This window comes from Actinomadura sp. WMMB 499 (assembly GCF_008824145.1).
Lineage (GTDB): Bacteria > Actinomycetota > Actinomycetes > Streptosporangiales > Streptosporangiaceae > Spirillospora.
Genome location: NZ_CP044407.1, coordinates 2,859,122 through 2,874,314, shown reverse-complemented (window position 1 = coordinate 2,874,314; position 15,193 = coordinate 2,859,122). Strand labels below are relative to the sequence as shown.

The 15,193-nt window shown below is 73.5% G+C and carries 18 protein-coding genes; 14 read left to right on the top strand and 4 right to left on the bottom strand.

The features are described from left to right. Nucleotides 1–22: 22 nt before the first annotated feature. Together F7P10_RS12375 and F7P10_RS12370 are read right to left on the bottom strand one after the other, a co-directional pair. Nucleotides 23–940, bottom strand: a complete 918-nt coding sequence (locus tag F7P10_RS12375) for an NAD-dependent epimerase/dehydratase family protein (RefSeq protein ID WP_151009479.1) — start codon at nt 938–940, stop codon at nt 23–25. A 38-nt stretch (nt 941–978) separates the two neighbouring features. Then, complete coding sequence (locus tag F7P10_RS12370) at nt 979–1,470, bottom strand: SRPBCC family protein (RefSeq protein ID WP_151009478.1); 492 nt, start codon at nt 1,468–1,470, stop codon at nt 979–981. Nucleotides 1,471–1,585: 115 nt separating this feature from the next. On the opposite strand from F7P10_RS12370, the gene F7P10_RS12365 reads away from it, so the two are divergent. After that, the gene (locus tag F7P10_RS12365; protein ID WP_151009477.1) at nt 1,586–2,305 is read left to right on the top strand and encodes a TetR/AcrR family transcriptional regulator; all 720 of its coding nucleotides are present in this window, start codon (nt 1,586–1,588) and stop codon (nt 2,303–2,305) included. Nucleotides 2,306–2,659: 354 nt separating this feature from the next. Beyond that, on the top strand, nt 2,660–3,268 hold the full coding sequence (locus F7P10_RS12360) for a protein-L-isoaspartate O-methyltransferase (protein ID WP_254716564.1): 609 nt from the start codon (nt 2,660–2,662) through the stop codon (nt 3,266–3,268). Here F7P10_RS12360 and F7P10_RS12355 read toward each other — a convergent pair. Next, nucleotides 3,252–3,512, bottom strand: a complete 261-nt coding sequence (locus F7P10_RS12355) for a DUF397 domain-containing protein (protein ID WP_151009476.1) — start codon at nt 3,510–3,512, stop codon at nt 3,252–3,254. The two genes, F7P10_RS12360 and F7P10_RS12355, sit on opposite strands and share 17 nt — an antisense overlap. Next, the gene (locus F7P10_RS12350; RefSeq protein ID WP_151009475.1) at nt 3,503–4,312 is read right to left on the bottom strand and encodes a helix-turn-helix transcriptional regulator; all 810 of its coding nucleotides are present in this window, start codon (nt 4,310–4,312) and stop codon (nt 3,503–3,505) included. Before F7P10_RS12350 ends, F7P10_RS12355 begins: the two co-directional genes overlap by 10 nt. Before the next feature lie 152 nt (nt 4,313–4,464). Here F7P10_RS12350 and F7P10_RS12345 point away from each other — a divergent pair, with 152 nt between their 5' ends. The 12 genes from F7P10_RS12345 to F7P10_RS45050 all read left to right on the top strand — a co-directional run bounded on the left by F7P10_RS12345 (nt 4,465) and on the right by F7P10_RS45050 (nt 15,185). Further along, nucleotides 4,465–4,866, top strand: a complete 402-nt coding sequence (locus tag F7P10_RS12345) for an ATP-binding protein (RefSeq protein ID WP_176611439.1) — start codon at nt 4,465–4,467, stop codon at nt 4,864–4,866. A gap of 98 nt (nt 4,867–4,964) precedes the next feature. Next, complete coding sequence (locus F7P10_RS12340) at nt 4,965–5,189, top strand: hypothetical protein (protein WP_151009473.1); 225 nt, start codon at nt 4,965–4,967, stop codon at nt 5,187–5,189. A gap of 252 nt (nt 5,190–5,441) precedes the next feature. Next, nucleotides 5,442–6,350, top strand: a complete 909-nt coding sequence (locus tag F7P10_RS12335) for a hypothetical protein (protein WP_151009472.1) — start codon at nt 5,442–5,444, stop codon at nt 6,348–6,350. 2 nt (nt 6,351–6,352) lie between these two features. Continuing rightward, a complete protein-coding gene (locus F7P10_RS12330) occupies nt 6,353–7,297 on the top strand; it encodes a hypothetical protein (protein WP_254716563.1) in 945 nt (314 codons plus the stop codon). After that, complete coding sequence (locus F7P10_RS12325; protein WP_151009471.1) at nt 7,297–8,595, top strand: CpaF family protein; 1,299 nt, start codon at nt 7,297–7,299, stop codon at nt 8,593–8,595. The genes F7P10_RS12330 and F7P10_RS12325 overlap by 1 nt, the downstream gene beginning before the upstream one ends. Nucleotides 8,596–8,614: 19 nt before the next feature. Beyond that, nucleotides 8,615–9,577: a type II secretion system F family protein gene (locus F7P10_RS12320; RefSeq protein ID WP_151009470.1), complete on the top strand. Its 963-nt coding sequence runs from the start codon at nt 8,615–8,617 to the stop codon at nt 9,575–9,577. Then, on the top strand, nt 9,574–10,491 hold the full coding sequence (locus F7P10_RS12315) for a type II secretion system F family protein (protein WP_151009469.1): 918 nt from the start codon (nt 9,574–9,576) through the stop codon (nt 10,489–10,491). Before F7P10_RS12320 ends, F7P10_RS12315 begins: the two co-directional genes overlap by 4 nt. Nucleotides 10,492–10,549: 58 nt before the next feature. Then, nucleotides 10,550–10,771, top strand: a complete 222-nt coding sequence (locus F7P10_RS12310; protein WP_151009468.1) for a hypothetical protein — start codon at nt 10,550–10,552, stop codon at nt 10,769–10,771. A 56-nt stretch (nt 10,772–10,827) separates the two neighbouring features. Beyond that, nucleotides 10,828–11,217 carry a TadE/TadG family type IV pilus assembly protein gene (locus F7P10_RS12305; RefSeq protein ID WP_151009467.1) on the top strand — a complete coding sequence of 130 codons (390 nt, stop codon included), beginning with the start codon at nt 10,828–10,830 and terminating at the stop codon, nt 11,215–11,217. After that, nucleotides 11,214–11,651: a TadE/TadG family type IV pilus assembly protein gene (locus F7P10_RS12300; RefSeq protein WP_254716562.1), complete on the top strand. Its 438-nt coding sequence runs from the start codon at nt 11,214–11,216 to the stop codon at nt 11,649–11,651. The genes F7P10_RS12305 and F7P10_RS12300 overlap by 4 nt, the downstream gene beginning before the upstream one ends. Next, a complete protein-coding gene (locus F7P10_RS12295) occupies nt 11,648–12,094 on the top strand; it encodes a TadE/TadG family type IV pilus assembly protein (RefSeq protein WP_254716561.1) in 447 nt (148 codons plus the stop codon). The genes F7P10_RS12300 and F7P10_RS12295 overlap by 4 nt, the downstream gene beginning before the upstream one ends. A 46-nt stretch (nt 12,095–12,140) precedes the next feature. Then, a complete protein-coding gene (locus tag F7P10_RS45050; RefSeq protein WP_151009466.1) occupies nt 12,141–15,185 on the top strand; it encodes a BTAD domain-containing putative transcriptional regulator in 3,045 nt (1,014 codons plus the stop codon). Nucleotides 15,186–15,193: the final 8 nt, after the last annotated feature.

Genomic DNA, 15,193 nt, shown 5'->3' with positions numbered 1-15,193 from the left:
GACGGAACGGGCCCGCCGGAATTCACGCCGCCGCGATGATCTCCCGCAGCGCGCCGTCCAGCGGCGTCGGCGCCATCCCGAAAGTCCGCTCGAAGTCCGAGGAGTCCAGGATGTACGGCTTCTCGAACTGGTACCGCATCTCCCGCAGTTCGCGCATCATCGGGTTCACCTTCCCCATCGCCGCGAGCATCGCGCGCGGGATCTCGTGCACCCGCGGCGCCGGCGCCCCGGCCGTCTCGCACAGCCGCGCCGCCACGTCCCGCGCGGACACCGCCGGCGCGGTCGGGACGTGCCACGGGCGGCCCCACACGCGCTCGTCCGTCCCGGCGATCGCCAGCGCCGCGGCGACGTCCGGCAGGTACGTCCACGCGTGCGGCAGCGACGGGTCGCCGATGAACATCACCCGCTTGCCCGCGAGCAGCGGCTTCACGAACCGCACCTCGCCCAGGTGCGCCTGGTCGGTGCTGCGCGGCCCGTAGTAGTCGGACGCCCGCAGTTCGGTGACCCGCACCCGTCCGGCCTCCTGGGCCGCCCGCATGTCCTCCCACATCCGGGCGCGCATCCGGCCCTTGACGCCCGTCGCCGCGAGCGGGGTGGCCTCGGTCATCGGGCCGTCCACCGGCCCGTACCCGTACAGGCAGCCCAGCGTGACCAGCCCGGCCCCGGTGTCCTCGGCCGCGCCGAGGAACGACGCCGCCATCGGCGGCCACTCCTGCGTCCACCGGTGGTACGGCGGGTTCACGCAGTTGTAGATCGCGTCGGCGCCCTTGGCGACCGTCGCCAGCCGCGCCCGGTCCGAGACGTCCATGGCGACCTTCTCGACGCCCTCCGGCCCCGACCCCGACCGCGTCACGACGGTCACGTCGTGCCCGCCCGCCAGCAGCCGCTCGGCCAGCTGCGTCCCGACCTGCCCGGCCCCCGCGATCACGTGCTTGCCCATGCTTCTTCTCCCTTTTCTGGTTGTTCGGATTCGTGCTGTCAGCGCCCGGTGCCGCCGAGATGAGCCTTGAGGGCGGCGAGGCGGGCCTCGTGGCCCGCGCGGAGCTTCCGCTCGCTGTAGAAGAGCGGCAGGAACGGGCCGGCGAGCGACTCCTGGACCGTGACGCGGGTGCCGGCGCCCTCGGTGGTGAGGACCATCCGGTCGACGGCCTTGTAGACGCCGAGGAAGACGCCCGTCCAGCTCAGCTCCCTGCCCGGGTCGACGACCGCGAAGCGCGAGCGCAGCGGCGTGCCGGACTGCGCCCAGCGGAACTCGCGTCCCGGCTCGACGGCGTCCAGCGAGCGGAGCTTGAAGCCGGGGTCCCAGCCCTCCCAGCCGCGCAGGTCGGCGAGGACGTCCCACACCTCACCGGCCGGCCGGTCGATGACCACGCTGGACGCGTTGGTGAGCTGCGCGGACTCGTCGATGCGGCCCCGCAGCGCGTACTCGTCGTGCAGCGTGTCCAGCTTCGGGCCGGTGTAGAGCAGCATCGGCGATCTCCCTTGGAATCAGCGTTCCGTTCCGAGAGCAATGCTCTCTGACGAGTGCGCCGTTCGTCAAGAGCGGTGCTCTCGTTTTGTTTCGGCGCTCTGCTAGCCTCGCGGCATGAGCGCAGGCAGGACGGCACGGGAACGGGTACGCGCGGAGCTGATCGCGGAGATCACCGAGATCGCCCGGAAGCAACTGGCGACGGACGGCGCGGCGGGGCTGTCGCTGCGCGCCATCGCCCGCGAGATGGGGATGGTGTCCTCGGCGATCTACCGGTACTTCCCCAGCCGCGACGATCTCCTGACGGCCCTGATCATCGACGGGTACAACGCCATCGGCGCGGCCGTCGAACGGGCCGACGACGCCGTCCGGGACGACCGTCCGGACGCGTTCGGCGAGCGGTGGCTCGCCGTGTGCCGGGCCGTCCGCGCGTGGGCGCTCGCGCACCCGCACGAGTTCGCGCTGCTGTACGGCTCACCCGTCCCCGGTTACACGGCGCCGGGCGACACCGTCCAGGCGGCCGTCCGCGACGCGGTCGTGTACGCCCGGATCGTCACCGAGGCGCACGCGGCCGGGGTGCTGGACCCGGTCGGGCCGTGCCCGCCCGCACCGTCCGCCATCGCCGCCGACATGGCCCGCATCCGCGAGGGCGTCGGCATGGCGGTGCCGGACGACATCGCGGCACGGGCCGTCACCGCGTGGTCGGCCCTGTTCGGCACGCTGAGCTTCGAACTGTTCGGCACTTTCAACAACACGATCGAGGACCGCGACGACTACTTCGACCACTCGATGGCACTTCTCGCCCGCCTCATCGGCCTCGAAATGCCCCAGACTTGATGGATTTGCCCTAGCGGCGTGACTTTCTTGTTATCCATGAGTCAAGAAGGCATCTTGTTTACCCGTAGCGTGCTGCCTTAACGTTCCCTAGGAACGGAGGTTTGACATGGGAAAGCACAGGAAGCCCGTAGATTGTCCCGGCTGCCATGGGAAGGGCACGCGGGACGAGTGGGACGACGGTAAGAAGCAGGCGGTGAAGTGTCCGCTCTGCAACGGCACGGGTCAGTCGTGAACAGGCGGGACTTCATACCCGAACGCATCTGGGTGCGGACGCCGGGTGAGCAGGTTCATCCGCTCGATCGTGCGAACGATCCGGCACTATGGGAAGAACACGTCGCCAGCGACGACGCCATCGTGACACAAGTCCACCGGGATCGTTACGGCACACTGTGGCCGTCCAGTTCCGCATCCGCCCTCTACGTCGTCCAGGACATGCTCGACGCGGCCGGGCTGGAGCCGGGCATGAGTGTGCTCGAGATAGGTGCGGGAACCGGGTACAACGCGGCGCTCATGGCCGACGCGGGAACCCGCGTGACCACGGTCGAGATCGATCCCGACCTGGCCGCGGCCGCGTCGGCGGCCCTCGAACGCACGGGCTTCGCCGACCGGGTCACCGTCATCACCGGCGACGGAGAGGAAGGCGCGCCCGGCTCCGCACCCTACGATCGCGTGATCGTCACCGCGTCGGCCCGCACGATCCCGTACGCGTGGGTCGAGCAGAGCCGAGAAGGAGGCCGGATCGTGGTCCCCTACTCGGGCCCCGAATGCCCCGGCGCGCTTCTCGTCCTGGACGTCGCCGACGGCATCGCGCGAGGTCGCGCGGTGGGTGACGCGTTCTTTATGCCGCTGCGCGGCCAGAAGCAACCGCAGTCGGTGCTCGGCGCCGAGCGCGAGCCCGGCGCCCTCCGACGCCTCCGCGTCACCGTCACCGCGACCGGCCAGGACGTCAGCCTGTCGCCTTGAGGGTCTCCGTCAACCGGCGGAAGGCACTGCGGCTCACAAAGATCTTGGGTCCGTCCGGATCCTTGCTGTCCCGAACGGCGACAGCGCCACGAGCGGAAGCCAGCTCCACACAGTTGCCGCCGTGCTCGGCGCTCCTCTTCGCTTTGCGCCACACGGCACTCGGAACGTCAGCAACCTCGATGCAGTTACCACCGTTCTCTGTGCTCCTGTTTGCTTTACGCCATGCTGCGTTGCTCAGGTCCATCTTTCCTCCATAGTCTTTCGGATCAGATCCCGTGACATGCTCATCGGCAACGCGCTGCCCCTCAATGCGTCGAGCGTACGCGCCAGTCCCATGATGTCCCCAGGCTCATCTGTTGTGATTCCGCGTACTGCGGTTTCGAGGTAGGCTACCTCGGTCCGATCTTTCATTGTGGCCAAGGCAAACGATCCTCCCTTCCCAACAGGTACGCCTTCCTCGCTTCTGACAACCTGGATGGTCACGTTCGGTAGTGCTCCCATGGTCAGCAAGTGCTCAAGCTGCGCATGCATGATCTTGCGTGAGCCGACATAGTGGTTGAGCACCTGGTCACTCAGCAGGGCTATCAGGGAGGCCGGGGGAGGCGTGTCGCGCGTGAGAACCTCTTGCCGAGCCATGCGGGCACGGAGGGCTTCCTCCGTGCCCAGCAGCGTCCGGGCATAATCTTCGGTCTGTAGCAGCCCAGGGACGATGTTGAGCTCCCAAGCGGCCAGTATGTGTGCCTCGGCCTCCACTTCGTGCCAGTCGAACCATGTCGGAAACCCCGGTGTCCCATCGCCGTTCAGGTCGTCGTAGAGGCTGAGGAGTACGCCACCGGCCTTGAACTCGGGATCCATGATCTCGACGAGATCCCGCTTGCAGCGCTTTTTCCCGCTTTCGACCTGGGAGATGTAGGACGCGGTTTTGTTGGTGCGTGTCCCGACGCGCGCCTGACTCAACCCGGCGCGTTCCCTGTAGCGCTTGAACTGGCGCCCGAACGCGGCCAGTGCGGGCGATGAAACTGCACGTCGACGGGGCGTTCCCATGATCGTCGCTCCTTAACTCGCTAGAACGGCTGTAACCGCTGCTCGAAGATCGACATCGGGATGTTCCTTCTTTTCGCACGTTAACAGTCACAGAGCGTCGATGCATGACCTACTGAGAGAAACAAGTGGTCATGCAGCGAAGGGATCTTCCGATGTCAGCCATGGCTCTCGCGCCCGAGGTGCCGACGCTCGTCCTCGTGCCGTCCGACCGGGCGCCCGCCTGTGCCCGGCGCTTTCTCGCGGAGCAGTTCCGTGCGATGAGGCTCGCCGACGACTTCGTGGGGCGGCTCGTGGTTACGGAACTGGTTACAAATTCCTGCAAACACGTGGGATTCGGGCACATCGTCGTGCGCATCGTCGTCCCGGACGACGTCAAGGACTCGGTGTGCGTGGAGGTGTGGGACGAGGGGGCCGGACTCCCGGTCGTCCGTCCGGAAGACCGGGACGCGACGGGCGGGCGCGGGCTGCCGCTGATCATCGGGCTCGCGCAGGAATGGGGCGTCCGGCCCCTCTACGAGACCGGCAAGGTGGTGTGGGCCAGGTGCGCGGTTTGACCGGCCGGGGGCCATCCGTCCTCGTGGCCTGGCGTGCCCGGCGAGGGCGATCCGGGGCGGCCCGTCAACTGGGCGAGCTCGCCGCCGTGCTTCGCTCGATGGGATACCGCTGCATCCTCTGGACACGGCCGCCGCTGCTGTGGGTGGCGGCCTTCGGGCCGCGCGGCCACGTGCGGGTCGAGGTCGGGATGCACGCCGTGCCCGGTGGGTCGTGGGCCTTCCACGGGGACGGGCGGCGGCTCGGTCCGGGCGGCGACGTCGCGGGGGCGGCCGAGATGGTGGATCGGCTGCTCAAGCACCGCATGTTCCCCGCGACCTGGTAGCCGGTCGGCCGGGTGGACGCGAAGGAAGTCAACGGTCCGGACGGGCGTGAGCTGGGAATCTGGCGACCTATGTGACTGCAGGTAAGTGTTGATGTGGTTGGAAAAATCCCTGGTCATTGCGGTATGCGCCCAGTTTTAAAGGCCCGGCCTCACCGAATCCATTGACGCGGCGATGCCGCCCCCGCAAGCATGGATCGCTCGGTGATGCGCGCGGGCCCGCGAGGCGGGGCCGCGGCGGGCGGGAAGGAGCGCGTGGGCAGCGCCATGAAGGCCAACCAGTCGACTGCCGCCGGAGGCCCGTCCGGAACCCCGTCCGGTGGCGCGCCCGGACTCGGCCGCTCGGGACTCGGCGCGTCCGGCGGGCAGCGGCTCCCCACCCCGCCGCGGGAGCGCAAGCCCGCGCTCGCGGCCCTGGCGGTGCTGCTGATCCTCGGCGGCGCGCTCGCCAGCGCCTACCTCGTGATGGCCAGCGGCGACCGGGTGTCGGCGATCGCGGTCGCGCAGCCGGTCGCGGCCGGGCAGCAGATCCCGGCGAGCGCGCTGCGGGAGGTGCGGATCGGCGACACCGGCATCGACTACCTGAGCTGGTCCGAGGCGGCGGCGGTGACGAAGCACTTCGCGACCGTCCCGCTGGTGGAGGGCGCGCTGCTCACCAACGGGATGATCAGCCCCACGAACGACTCCGCGTCCGGACGCCTCGTCGTCGGGCTCGCGCTCAAACCCGGGCAGCTCCCGGTGGGCGGTGTCGTGGAGGGCAAGCACGTCACGGTGTACGCGGTCGGCGGCGAGCAGGGCGGCGCCAAGCCCGGGACGGTCCTGTCCACCGACGCGATCGTCGTGGGCGTCGGCACGGGCGGCGGCGGGAACACGATCGGCGGCGAGCGGCTCAGCTCCGGCGTGACGACCGTGGACGTCGCCGTGCCGCCGGCCGAGGCGGCCGACGTCGCGGGCGCCGCGTCCGCCGGGGCCGCCGCCATCGCGCTGATCCCGCCCGGGACGGAGGCCGGCTCCGGCGGCCAGTCCCCGCCGCCCACGACGCGGACGCCCGGCGGCGGCGCGGAGACGCCCGGCGGCGGGCAGACGCCGGGCGGGGGCCAGACGCCCGGTGGCGGGCAGACGCCCGGCGGCGGTGCGGCCGGGTCCGGCGCGGGCGGGAACTGACCGTGGCCGTCATCGCGCTCGCGGCCGACAAGGGGGCGCCCGGCGTCACCACGGCGGCCGTCGCCCTCGGCGCCGTGTGGCCGCGCCCGGTGCTGGTCGCCGAGTGCGACCAGGCGGGCGGCGACCTCGTGTACCGGCTGCCCGCCGCCGAGGAGGCCGGGAACGGCGGCATCCTCAACCCGGCGCGCGGGCTGCTCAGCCTGGCCGCGACGGCCCGCCGCGGGCTGCGTCCCGACCAGATCGCCGAGCACTGCCAGCGGCTCGTCGGCGGCCTCGACGTCCTCGTCGGGGTCACCGGCGCCGAGCAGGCGCAGGCCATGACCTGGCTGTGGGGGCCGCTCGGACGGGCGTTCGCCGGGCTCGACCCCGTGGACGTCATCGTCGACTGCGGGCGGCTCGGCGCCGGATCCCCGCTCGTCGACCTGCTGCGCGAGGCCGACCAGGTCGTGCTGCTCACCCGTGCCACCCTGGAGCAGGTCGCCCACCTGCGCGAGCGGGTGTCGGTGCTGGGCGGCGAGCTGCGCGGCGGCCCGCCGGTCGGGGTGCTGGTGCTGGCCGACCCGCGCGACTTCCGCGGCTCGATCGCCGAGGTCGACCGGATCGTCGCCGGGGCGCGCGGCCGGAGCCGGACGGGCGACGCGGCCGGTGCGCCCGACCCGTCCGGTCCGGGCGGGGCGGGGCCGCCCGCGCCGCCCGTCACCGTCCTCGGCGGGATGGCCCTGGACGCCAAGGGCGCCGACCTGCTCGCGGGCCGCTGGGGCGGCCGGCTCGACCGGTCGCTGCTGATCCGGTCGGCGCGGGAGGTCGCGGGCGAGCTCGCCGCCCGGGTCGCCGCGAACCCCCGCCGCGCCGACGCGCGGCCCGGCCCGGTCGCCGCGCAGGCCCCGCCGCCGCGGCCGTCCGAGCCCGTCCCCGCCCCCCGCGCGCAGGCGGAAGGGGGCCGCTGATGGACCACGGGCTCGTCAAGCGGCTCCGCCAGGAGGTCGGCGACCGGCTCGCGCAGCAGCGCCGCCTGGACGCCGCGCACGGCCTCGCCCCGATGTCCGGGGAGGACGAGCGGCAGTTCGCCCGCGCGCTGATCGGGCAGGTGCTCGAGGAGTTCGCGCGCGGCGAGATCACCTCCGGGCGCCGCCCGCCGAACGCCGAAGAGGAGGAGGCGCTCGCCGCGGGCGTGCACGCGGCGCTGTTCGGCGTCGGCCGGCTCCAGCCGCTGCTGGAGGACCCCGAGATCGAGAACATCGACGTCAACGGCTGCGACCGGGTGTTCATCGGGTACGCGGACGGGCGCGAGGCGATGGGCGAGCCGGTCGCGGAGAGCGACGAGGAACTCGTCGAGCTGATCCAGATCCTCGCGGCCTACAGCGGGCTGTCGTCGCGCCCGTTCGACACCGCGAACCCGCAGCTCGACCTGCGGCTCCCGGACGGCTCGCGGCTGTCGGCGGTGATGGACGTGACGGTCCGTCCCGCGCTGTCGATCCGGCGCGCGCGGCTCGGCAAGGTGTTCCTCGCCGACCTGGTGGGGAACGGGACGTTCGGCCAGGAACTCGGCCTGTTCTTCCGCGCGGCGGTGCTGGCCCGCAAGAACATCATGATCGCCGGGGCGACGAACGCGGGGAAGACGACGCTGCTGCGGGCCGTCGCGAACGAGATCCCGCAGCACGAACGGCTCATCACCGTCGAACGCGCCCTCGAACTCGGGCTCGACGCGTTCCCCGAACTGCACCCGAACTGCGTCGCGTTCGAGCAGCGGCTCCCGAACTCCGAGGGGCAGGGCGCGATCTCGATGGCCGAGCTGGTGCGCCGGTCGCTGCGGATGAACCCGTCCCGGGTGATCGTCGGCGAGGTGCTCGGCGACGAGATCGTCACGATGCTGAACGCGATGACGCAGGGCAACGACGGGTCGCTGTCGACGATCCACGCGAACTCGTCGGTCGAGGTGTTCAACCGCATCGCGACGTACGCGATCCAGTCGGAGGAGCGGCTCCCGGTCGAGGCGACGCACATGCTGATCGCGGGCGCGATCGACTTCGTCGTGTTCATCGAGAAGCGCAACGACTACGCGCACGGCGGGCGGCTGCGCCGGTTCGTCTCCAGCGTCCGCGAGGTGACGGGCGTGGACGGCCGCGTGCTGTCCTCGGAGGTGTTCGCGCCCGGACCGGACGGGCACGCGATGCCCTCCGCCCCGATCACCTGCATCGACGAGCTGGCGCAGTTCGGCTACGACCCGTCCGGGGGTGCCTGGTGAGCGCGGGAGGGGGCGGCTGATGTTCGAGCCCGACGTGCTGCTCGCCGTCCTCGCGGGCGCCCTGGTCGGCGGCGGGGTCCTGCTACTGGGCGCCGCGCTGCGCGGCCTGCCCGCCCGGCCCCGCCCGGCGAAGGGCCGCCGCCGCGAGGACCTGGTCCGGACCCTCACCACCCGCACCGCGCTGGCCGTCCTCGCCGGGACGGCCGTGCTGGTGATCACCCGCTGGCCGATCGCGGCCGCCGGGGCGGGCGCGCTCGTCCTCGGCTGGGACGGTCTCGTCGGCGGGGCCGCCGAGGAGCGGCGCGGCATGGCGCGGCTGGAGGCGCTCGCCGGGTGGACCGAGTCGCTGCGCGACACGATCGCGGGCGCCGTCGGCCTCGAACAGGCCATCCCCGCGTCGCAGCGGGCCGCCGCGCCCGTCCTGCGGGTGCCGCTGCGGGAGCTGGTCGACCGGCTGCACACCCGCGTCCCGATGCCGGAGGCGCTGCGCCGGTTCGCCGACGACCTCGACGACCCGTCCGCCGACCTGGTGATCGCCGCCCTGATCCTGAACGCGAAGCTGCGCGGGCCGGGCCTGCGCGACATGCTCGGCGCGCTCGCGGCGTCCGCCCGCGCCGAACTCGACATGCGGCGCCGCGTCGAGGCCGACCGCCGCTCCACCCGGCGGTCCGTCCGGATCGTCGTCGGCGTGTCGGTCGGGACGGCGCTCGGCCTCGCCGTGTTCAACGGCTCGTATGTCGAACCGTACGACGACCTGCTCGGCCAGCTCGTCCTGTGCCTCGTCGTCGCCCTGTACGCGGCGGCGTTCGTGTGGCTGCGGCGGCTGTCGAAGTACGAGTTGCCCGCGCGGTTCCTCAGCGAGCCCCGGAACGCGCCGCGTCCCGGCGTCCCCGGCGAGGTCCCGAGCACCGTCGCGGGCTGGCAGAGCGAGCCGCTGCGGGGGCGGCACGCGATGGACGCCGGGGGAGGTGGGGGCTCGTGACGGGCGCGCTCGCCGCCGGTGCCGCCGTCGGCGCCGGACTGTACTTCCTGGTCCGGGCGCTGTTCCCGGCGCGTCCCGGGCTCGCCGCGCGGATGGCGGCGCTGGACGCCGCGCGCCGCCGCGACCTCGACGCGCCGCAGCCCGGCCGGATCTCCCCGACCCTCGAACGCGTCGGGGGGCTGCGCGCCCGGCTCGGCGGCGAGCTGGCGCGGTTCTGCGAGTCGCGCGGCTGGAAGCTGCGGTCCGTCCGGGCCGACCTCGCGATCACCGAGCGGTCGCTGGAGGCGTTCCTGGCGACGAAGTTCCTGCTGCCCGCCGCCGCGCTGCTGTTCGTCCCGCTGGTCGTCGGGTACTTCGCGCTGCTCGGGCTCGGCACGTCCGTCCAGGCCCCGGTGTGGATCTGCGGGCTGTTCGCGCTGCTGTTCTTCTTCTTCCCCGACATGCAGCTCAAGCAGGAGGCGCAGGCCCGCCGCCAGGACTTCCGGCACGTCGTCGGCGCGTTCCTCGATCTCGTCGCGATGAACCTCGCGGGCGGGCGCGGCGTCCCCGAGGCGCTCGTCAGCGCGGCGAACGTCGGCGAGGGCTGGGGGATGCACCGCATCCGGGAGGCCCTCGGCAACGCCCGCATCACCGGACGCACCCCCTGGCAGGCCCTCGGCGGCCTCGGCGAGGAACTGGACGTCGCCGAACTGCGCGACCTCGCCGGGGCGCTCGCGCTCGTCGCCGACGACGGCGCGCAGATCCGCAAGTCGCTCGCCGCCCGCGCCGCGTCCATGCGCAGCCGGGAGCTGTCGGAGCTGGAGGGCAAGGCCGGCGAGCGGTCCCAGTCGATGCTCGTGGCGCAACTCTTCCTGTGCGCCGGATTCCTGATCTTCCTCGCCTACCCGGCGCTGATGCGGGTGCTCAGCGCATGACCCAACGTCCGGAACGTCTCGAAACGGAACCCCGAATCCGCCCCCTGGAGGTGCAGCGATGAGGCCGCCGAACCCGATGAACGACCCGTCCGTCGCCTACCTGCGCGCCGTGCTGGACGACCGGATCGCGCGGCTGCGCGACGAGGACGAGCGCAGCCGCGGCGCGTCGGCGATCGAATGGGCGATCATCACCGCCATCCTCGCCGCGATCGCGATCGCGATCGGCGGGGTCATCATGACCAAGGTGCAGGACAAGGCCAACAGCATCAACACGGGCTGACCGCGGTGCGGCGGTTCGTCCGGCGCCTCCGGTCGCAAGACGCCGGGGCGTCGTCGATGGAGCTCGCGCTGCTCACCCCGGTGCTCATCCTCGTCCTGCTCACCGTCGTGCAGTTCGCGATGGTGTTCCACGCGCGGCACGTCGCGCTGGCCGCCGCGCAGTCCGGCGCGCGCGTCGCCCGCACCGCGCCCGCCGGCGGCGGCTGGCAGGGCGCGGCGGTCGAGCGCGCCGGGCAGGACGTGCGCGAGGTCGGCCCGAACCTGCTCGGCGGGCTGTCGATCACGGCGGGCGAGGTGAACGACGAGCGCTGGGTCGAGGTGCGCGGCGAGGCCGTGAACGTCATCCCGTTCATGACGTTCCACGTGTCGCAGCGGTCCCAGGGCCCGGTCGAGTGCTTCCGCCCGGACGTCGGCGCGGGCACCTCCTGCGAGGGAGGCGCCCCGTGAACCTTCGCGAGTGGGGCGGCGACCGGGGGTCGATGTCGCTGGAGATGGTCCTCGTCACGCCGATCTTCGTCGCGTTCCTGCTGATCCTCGCGGGCGCCGGGCGGCTCGTGGACGCGCAGAGCCAGATGGACGGCGCCGCCCGCGACGCCGCGCGGGCCGCGTCCATCGCGCGCGGTGCCGCGTCCGCCCGCGCGTTCGCCGCCGACACCGCCGCCGCCGGGCTGCGCGGCACGTCCTGGTGCGCGGGCGGCCCGAGCGTCACGACGGACGTGTCCGGCTGGGGCCCCGGCGGGCGCGTCACCGTCGAGATCGCCTGCGACGTCGACCTCGGCGACCTCGCCTTCATCGGCCTGCCCGGCACCAAACGCCTCGTCGGCCGCGCCGTCGCCCCCATCGACACCTACACCTACCGGGGCGGGGGCGACGGCCTGTGACGCTCCTCCCCCCGAACCGCGCCGCCGACCCCCGGGACCGGGGGACGGTCTCGCTGTACGTCGTCCTGTTCACCCCGGTCGTGTTCCTCCTCGCGGGCCTGCTGGTGGACGGCGGCCTCGCGATCCACGCGCGGCAGCGCGCCGCCGACATGGCCGAGCAGGCCGCCCGCGCCGGCGCCAACGAGATCGACCTCGCCGCGCTGCGCGCCACCGGCGACCCCGTCCTCGACCCCGGCCGCGCCCGCGCCGCCGCCTGCGAACTCCTGCGCGCCTACGGGGACGAGGTGACGGGCGCCCGCTGCGACGCGTCCACCGGGGCCGTGACCGTCACCGTGCAGATCGACGTGCGGCCCCAGTTCCTCGCGGTCTTCCCGGGGTTCGGCGAGTTCACGATGACCTCGGACGCCACCGCCCGTCCGGTCACAGGTGGAGACACCCCATGACCCCCGGATTTACGATGTCGAGCACGTTCAGGGACCGGAGAGCGCGATGACGACGCGGCATGGGCACGGGCGACCGCCCGCACGGGCGCGGGGACGCAGGAGCGCGGGCGACGTCCTGGCCGGGATCGGCGCGCTGGTCGCGCTGGCGGTGCTGCTCGCCGGCGTGCCCGTCGCGCTGCTCACCCTCTTCGGGTCGCCCGTCCCCGCCGAAGCGCCCACGCTCGACGACCTCACCCGCCGCGTCGGCCCCGGCTCGCTGATCACGATCCTGGTCGCGCTCGTCTGGCTCGCCTGGCTGCAGCTCGCCGTCTGCGTGGTCGTCGAGGTGTACGCGGGCGTCCGCGGCGTCGGCGTCCCCGCCCGGGTGCCCCTCGCGGGCGGCACCCAGTCGCTCGTGCACCGCCTCGTCGTCACCGCGCTGCTGCTGTTCACCACCGCCACCGCGATCGTCCCCGCGTTCTCCGGCGGCGGGCTCTCGCAGGCGCCGCCCGTCCAGGCCCAGTCGCAGGAGTTCGGCCCCGCCCCCGACCTGGCCGCCGCGCGCCCCGCCGCCGCCGCGTCCCCCGACACCGGCGCGAACGCCGCGCTCGCGGCCGAACGCAAGGCGGCGACGACGAAGATCTACCGGGTGCAGCCGCCCGAGGGACGCCACCACGAGAGCCTCTGGGAGATCGCCGAGAAATGCCTGGGGGAGGGGCGGCGGTACAAGGAGATCTTCGAGCTGAACAAGGGCCACGTCCAGCCGGACGGGACGCGCCTGACGATCGCGAGCCTGATCCGTCCCGGCTGGGTGCTGGAGATGCCCGCGGACGCGACGGGCGCGCAGGTCGTCCAGGCCGAGGACCTGGACGAGTACTACCGCCACGGGCACGCGGTCCCCGACGGGCCCGCGCCCGCCCCGGAGCCCGAGCCCGAACCGGAGCCCGCACCGGCGGCGCCCGCGCCGCCGCGCACCCCCGCCCCCGACGCCCCCGTCCCCGACGCCCCCGCCCCCGAGACCCCGGCCCCCGAGACCCGCGCGCCCGGCGCGGACGCGCCCGCACCGGCCGGGGAGCCGCCCGCGGCCGTCCCGCCGTCCGGCGAGCTGACCGGCGGCGCCGACAGCGGCGGCGCGCCCGTCCCCGGCCAGCGCGACACCGGCGGCCCCGACCTCGACCTGACCTTCGACCTCGAATGGCCGCACGGCCTCGCGGTCGCGTCCCTGCTCGCCGCCGGGGTGCTCACCGCGCTCGGCCGGCGCCGCCGCGCGCAGCTGTGGCACCGCGCGTTCGGCCACATGATCGTCCGGCCGCGGGGGCGGGCCGCCGAGGCCGAGCGGGCGATGCGGTTCGGCGCCGACGAGGACGGCGCCCGCCTCCTCGACCTCGGCCTGCGACACATGTCGAAGTCGATGGCGGCGGGCGGCCGGGCCATGCCGACCGTCTTCGGGGTGCACCTCGGGCGCGACAGCCTCGACCTGTGGATCGCGCCCGCCGACCGCAACCCGCCGTCGCCCTGGGAGGCGTTCGACGACGGCCAGGTGTGGCGGCTGCGCGCCGACGCGCTGCCCGGACTCGAGGCGTCCGGCCTCGCCGACGTCCTCGCCCCCTACCCGGGCCTGGTGTCCATCGGCACCAACGCCAACGGCCGGATCCTCGTCGACCTCGAAGCCGCGCACGGCCTCATCGCGCTGCGCGGGCCGGACGACCGCGAACGGCCCGAGGGGCGGAAGCAGTCCGCGGAGGACGCGGACGCGCGGGCCGAGCGGAACGCGGACGCCCGCCGCGCCGTGCTCGCCGCACTCGCCCTCGAACTCGCCACCAACCGCTGGTCCGACCACATGCGGATCACGCTCGTCGGGTTCGACGGCGAACTCGGCGAGGGCCTCACCGAGATCGCGCCCGACCGGGTCCGGGCCGTCCCGCACCTGTCCGACGCGCTCCCCGAACTGGAGGGACGCGCCGAGGAGGTGCGGCAGGCGCTCGCCGCGTCCGGCGTCGACTCCGTCCTCACCGGACGCTGCCGCGGCGTGTTCGGCGAGGCGTGGATGCCGCACTACCTGATCATGGCGGACCGGCCCACCGCCGAGGAGGCCGACCGGCTCGTCGCGCTCGCCCGCACCGGCACCCGGATGGCCGCCGGGTACATCGTCCCCGGCGACGTCCAGGGCGCCACCTGGAGCTGGGACCTCGACGACGCCGGCCGGCTGCACGCGGGCGTCCTCGGCTTCGACGTCGACGCCCAGCTCGTCGGCGACGACCAGTACCGCGCCGTGTTCGAACTGTTCCGCACGGCGAGCGCCGTCGAGTCCGTGCCGATCCCGGCCGACGCCGAACCGCCGCCCGAGGTGCGCGAATCGTCCGTCGACATCCGGATCCTCGGCCCCATCGAGGTCGTCGCGCCCGGCCCGATGGACGAGAGCCGCCGCGAACTGTGCACCGAACTCCTCATCCACCTGGCCGCGCACCCGAACGGGGTGCACCCGACCGTCCTCGCCGGGGCGATCTGGCCGCGCGGCGTCAGCGCGGGCGTCCGCGACGCGTGCGTCGCCCGCGTCTCCGACTGGCTCGGCCGCGACGCGCGCGGCCGCCCGAACCTGTACTACGACGAGCGCGGCCGGATCCGGCTCGGCTCCGAGGTCCGCGTCGACCTCGCCGTGTTCCGCTGGCTCGTGTGGCGCTCCGCCGCCGAACCCGCGTCCGAGGCCGCCTACATGTCGTACGCGCTCGACCTCGTGCGCGGCCCCCTGCTCGCCGACCGCCCCCGCGGCCGGTACTCCTGGCTCGCCGGGCACGACCTCGAGTACGAGGCGACCGCCCGCATCATCGACGTCGCGCACCGCCTCGTCGTCCTGCGGCTCGACGAGGCCGACGCCCGCGGCGCCGTCGCCGCCGCCCGCGCCGGCCTCCGCCTCGCCCCCGACGACGAGGGCCTGTGGCGCGACCTCCTGCGCGCCACGCACGCCACCGGCGACACCGCGCAGGTCCGCGTCGTCGTCGACGAACTCCGCGCCCGGCTGGGCCGCGACGCCCTCTTCGACCGCCTCCAGCCCGAGACCGAGGCGCTGATCGAGGAACTCGTCCCCGAATGGACCCGCGCCCCCGCCCGCTGACCCGGCGC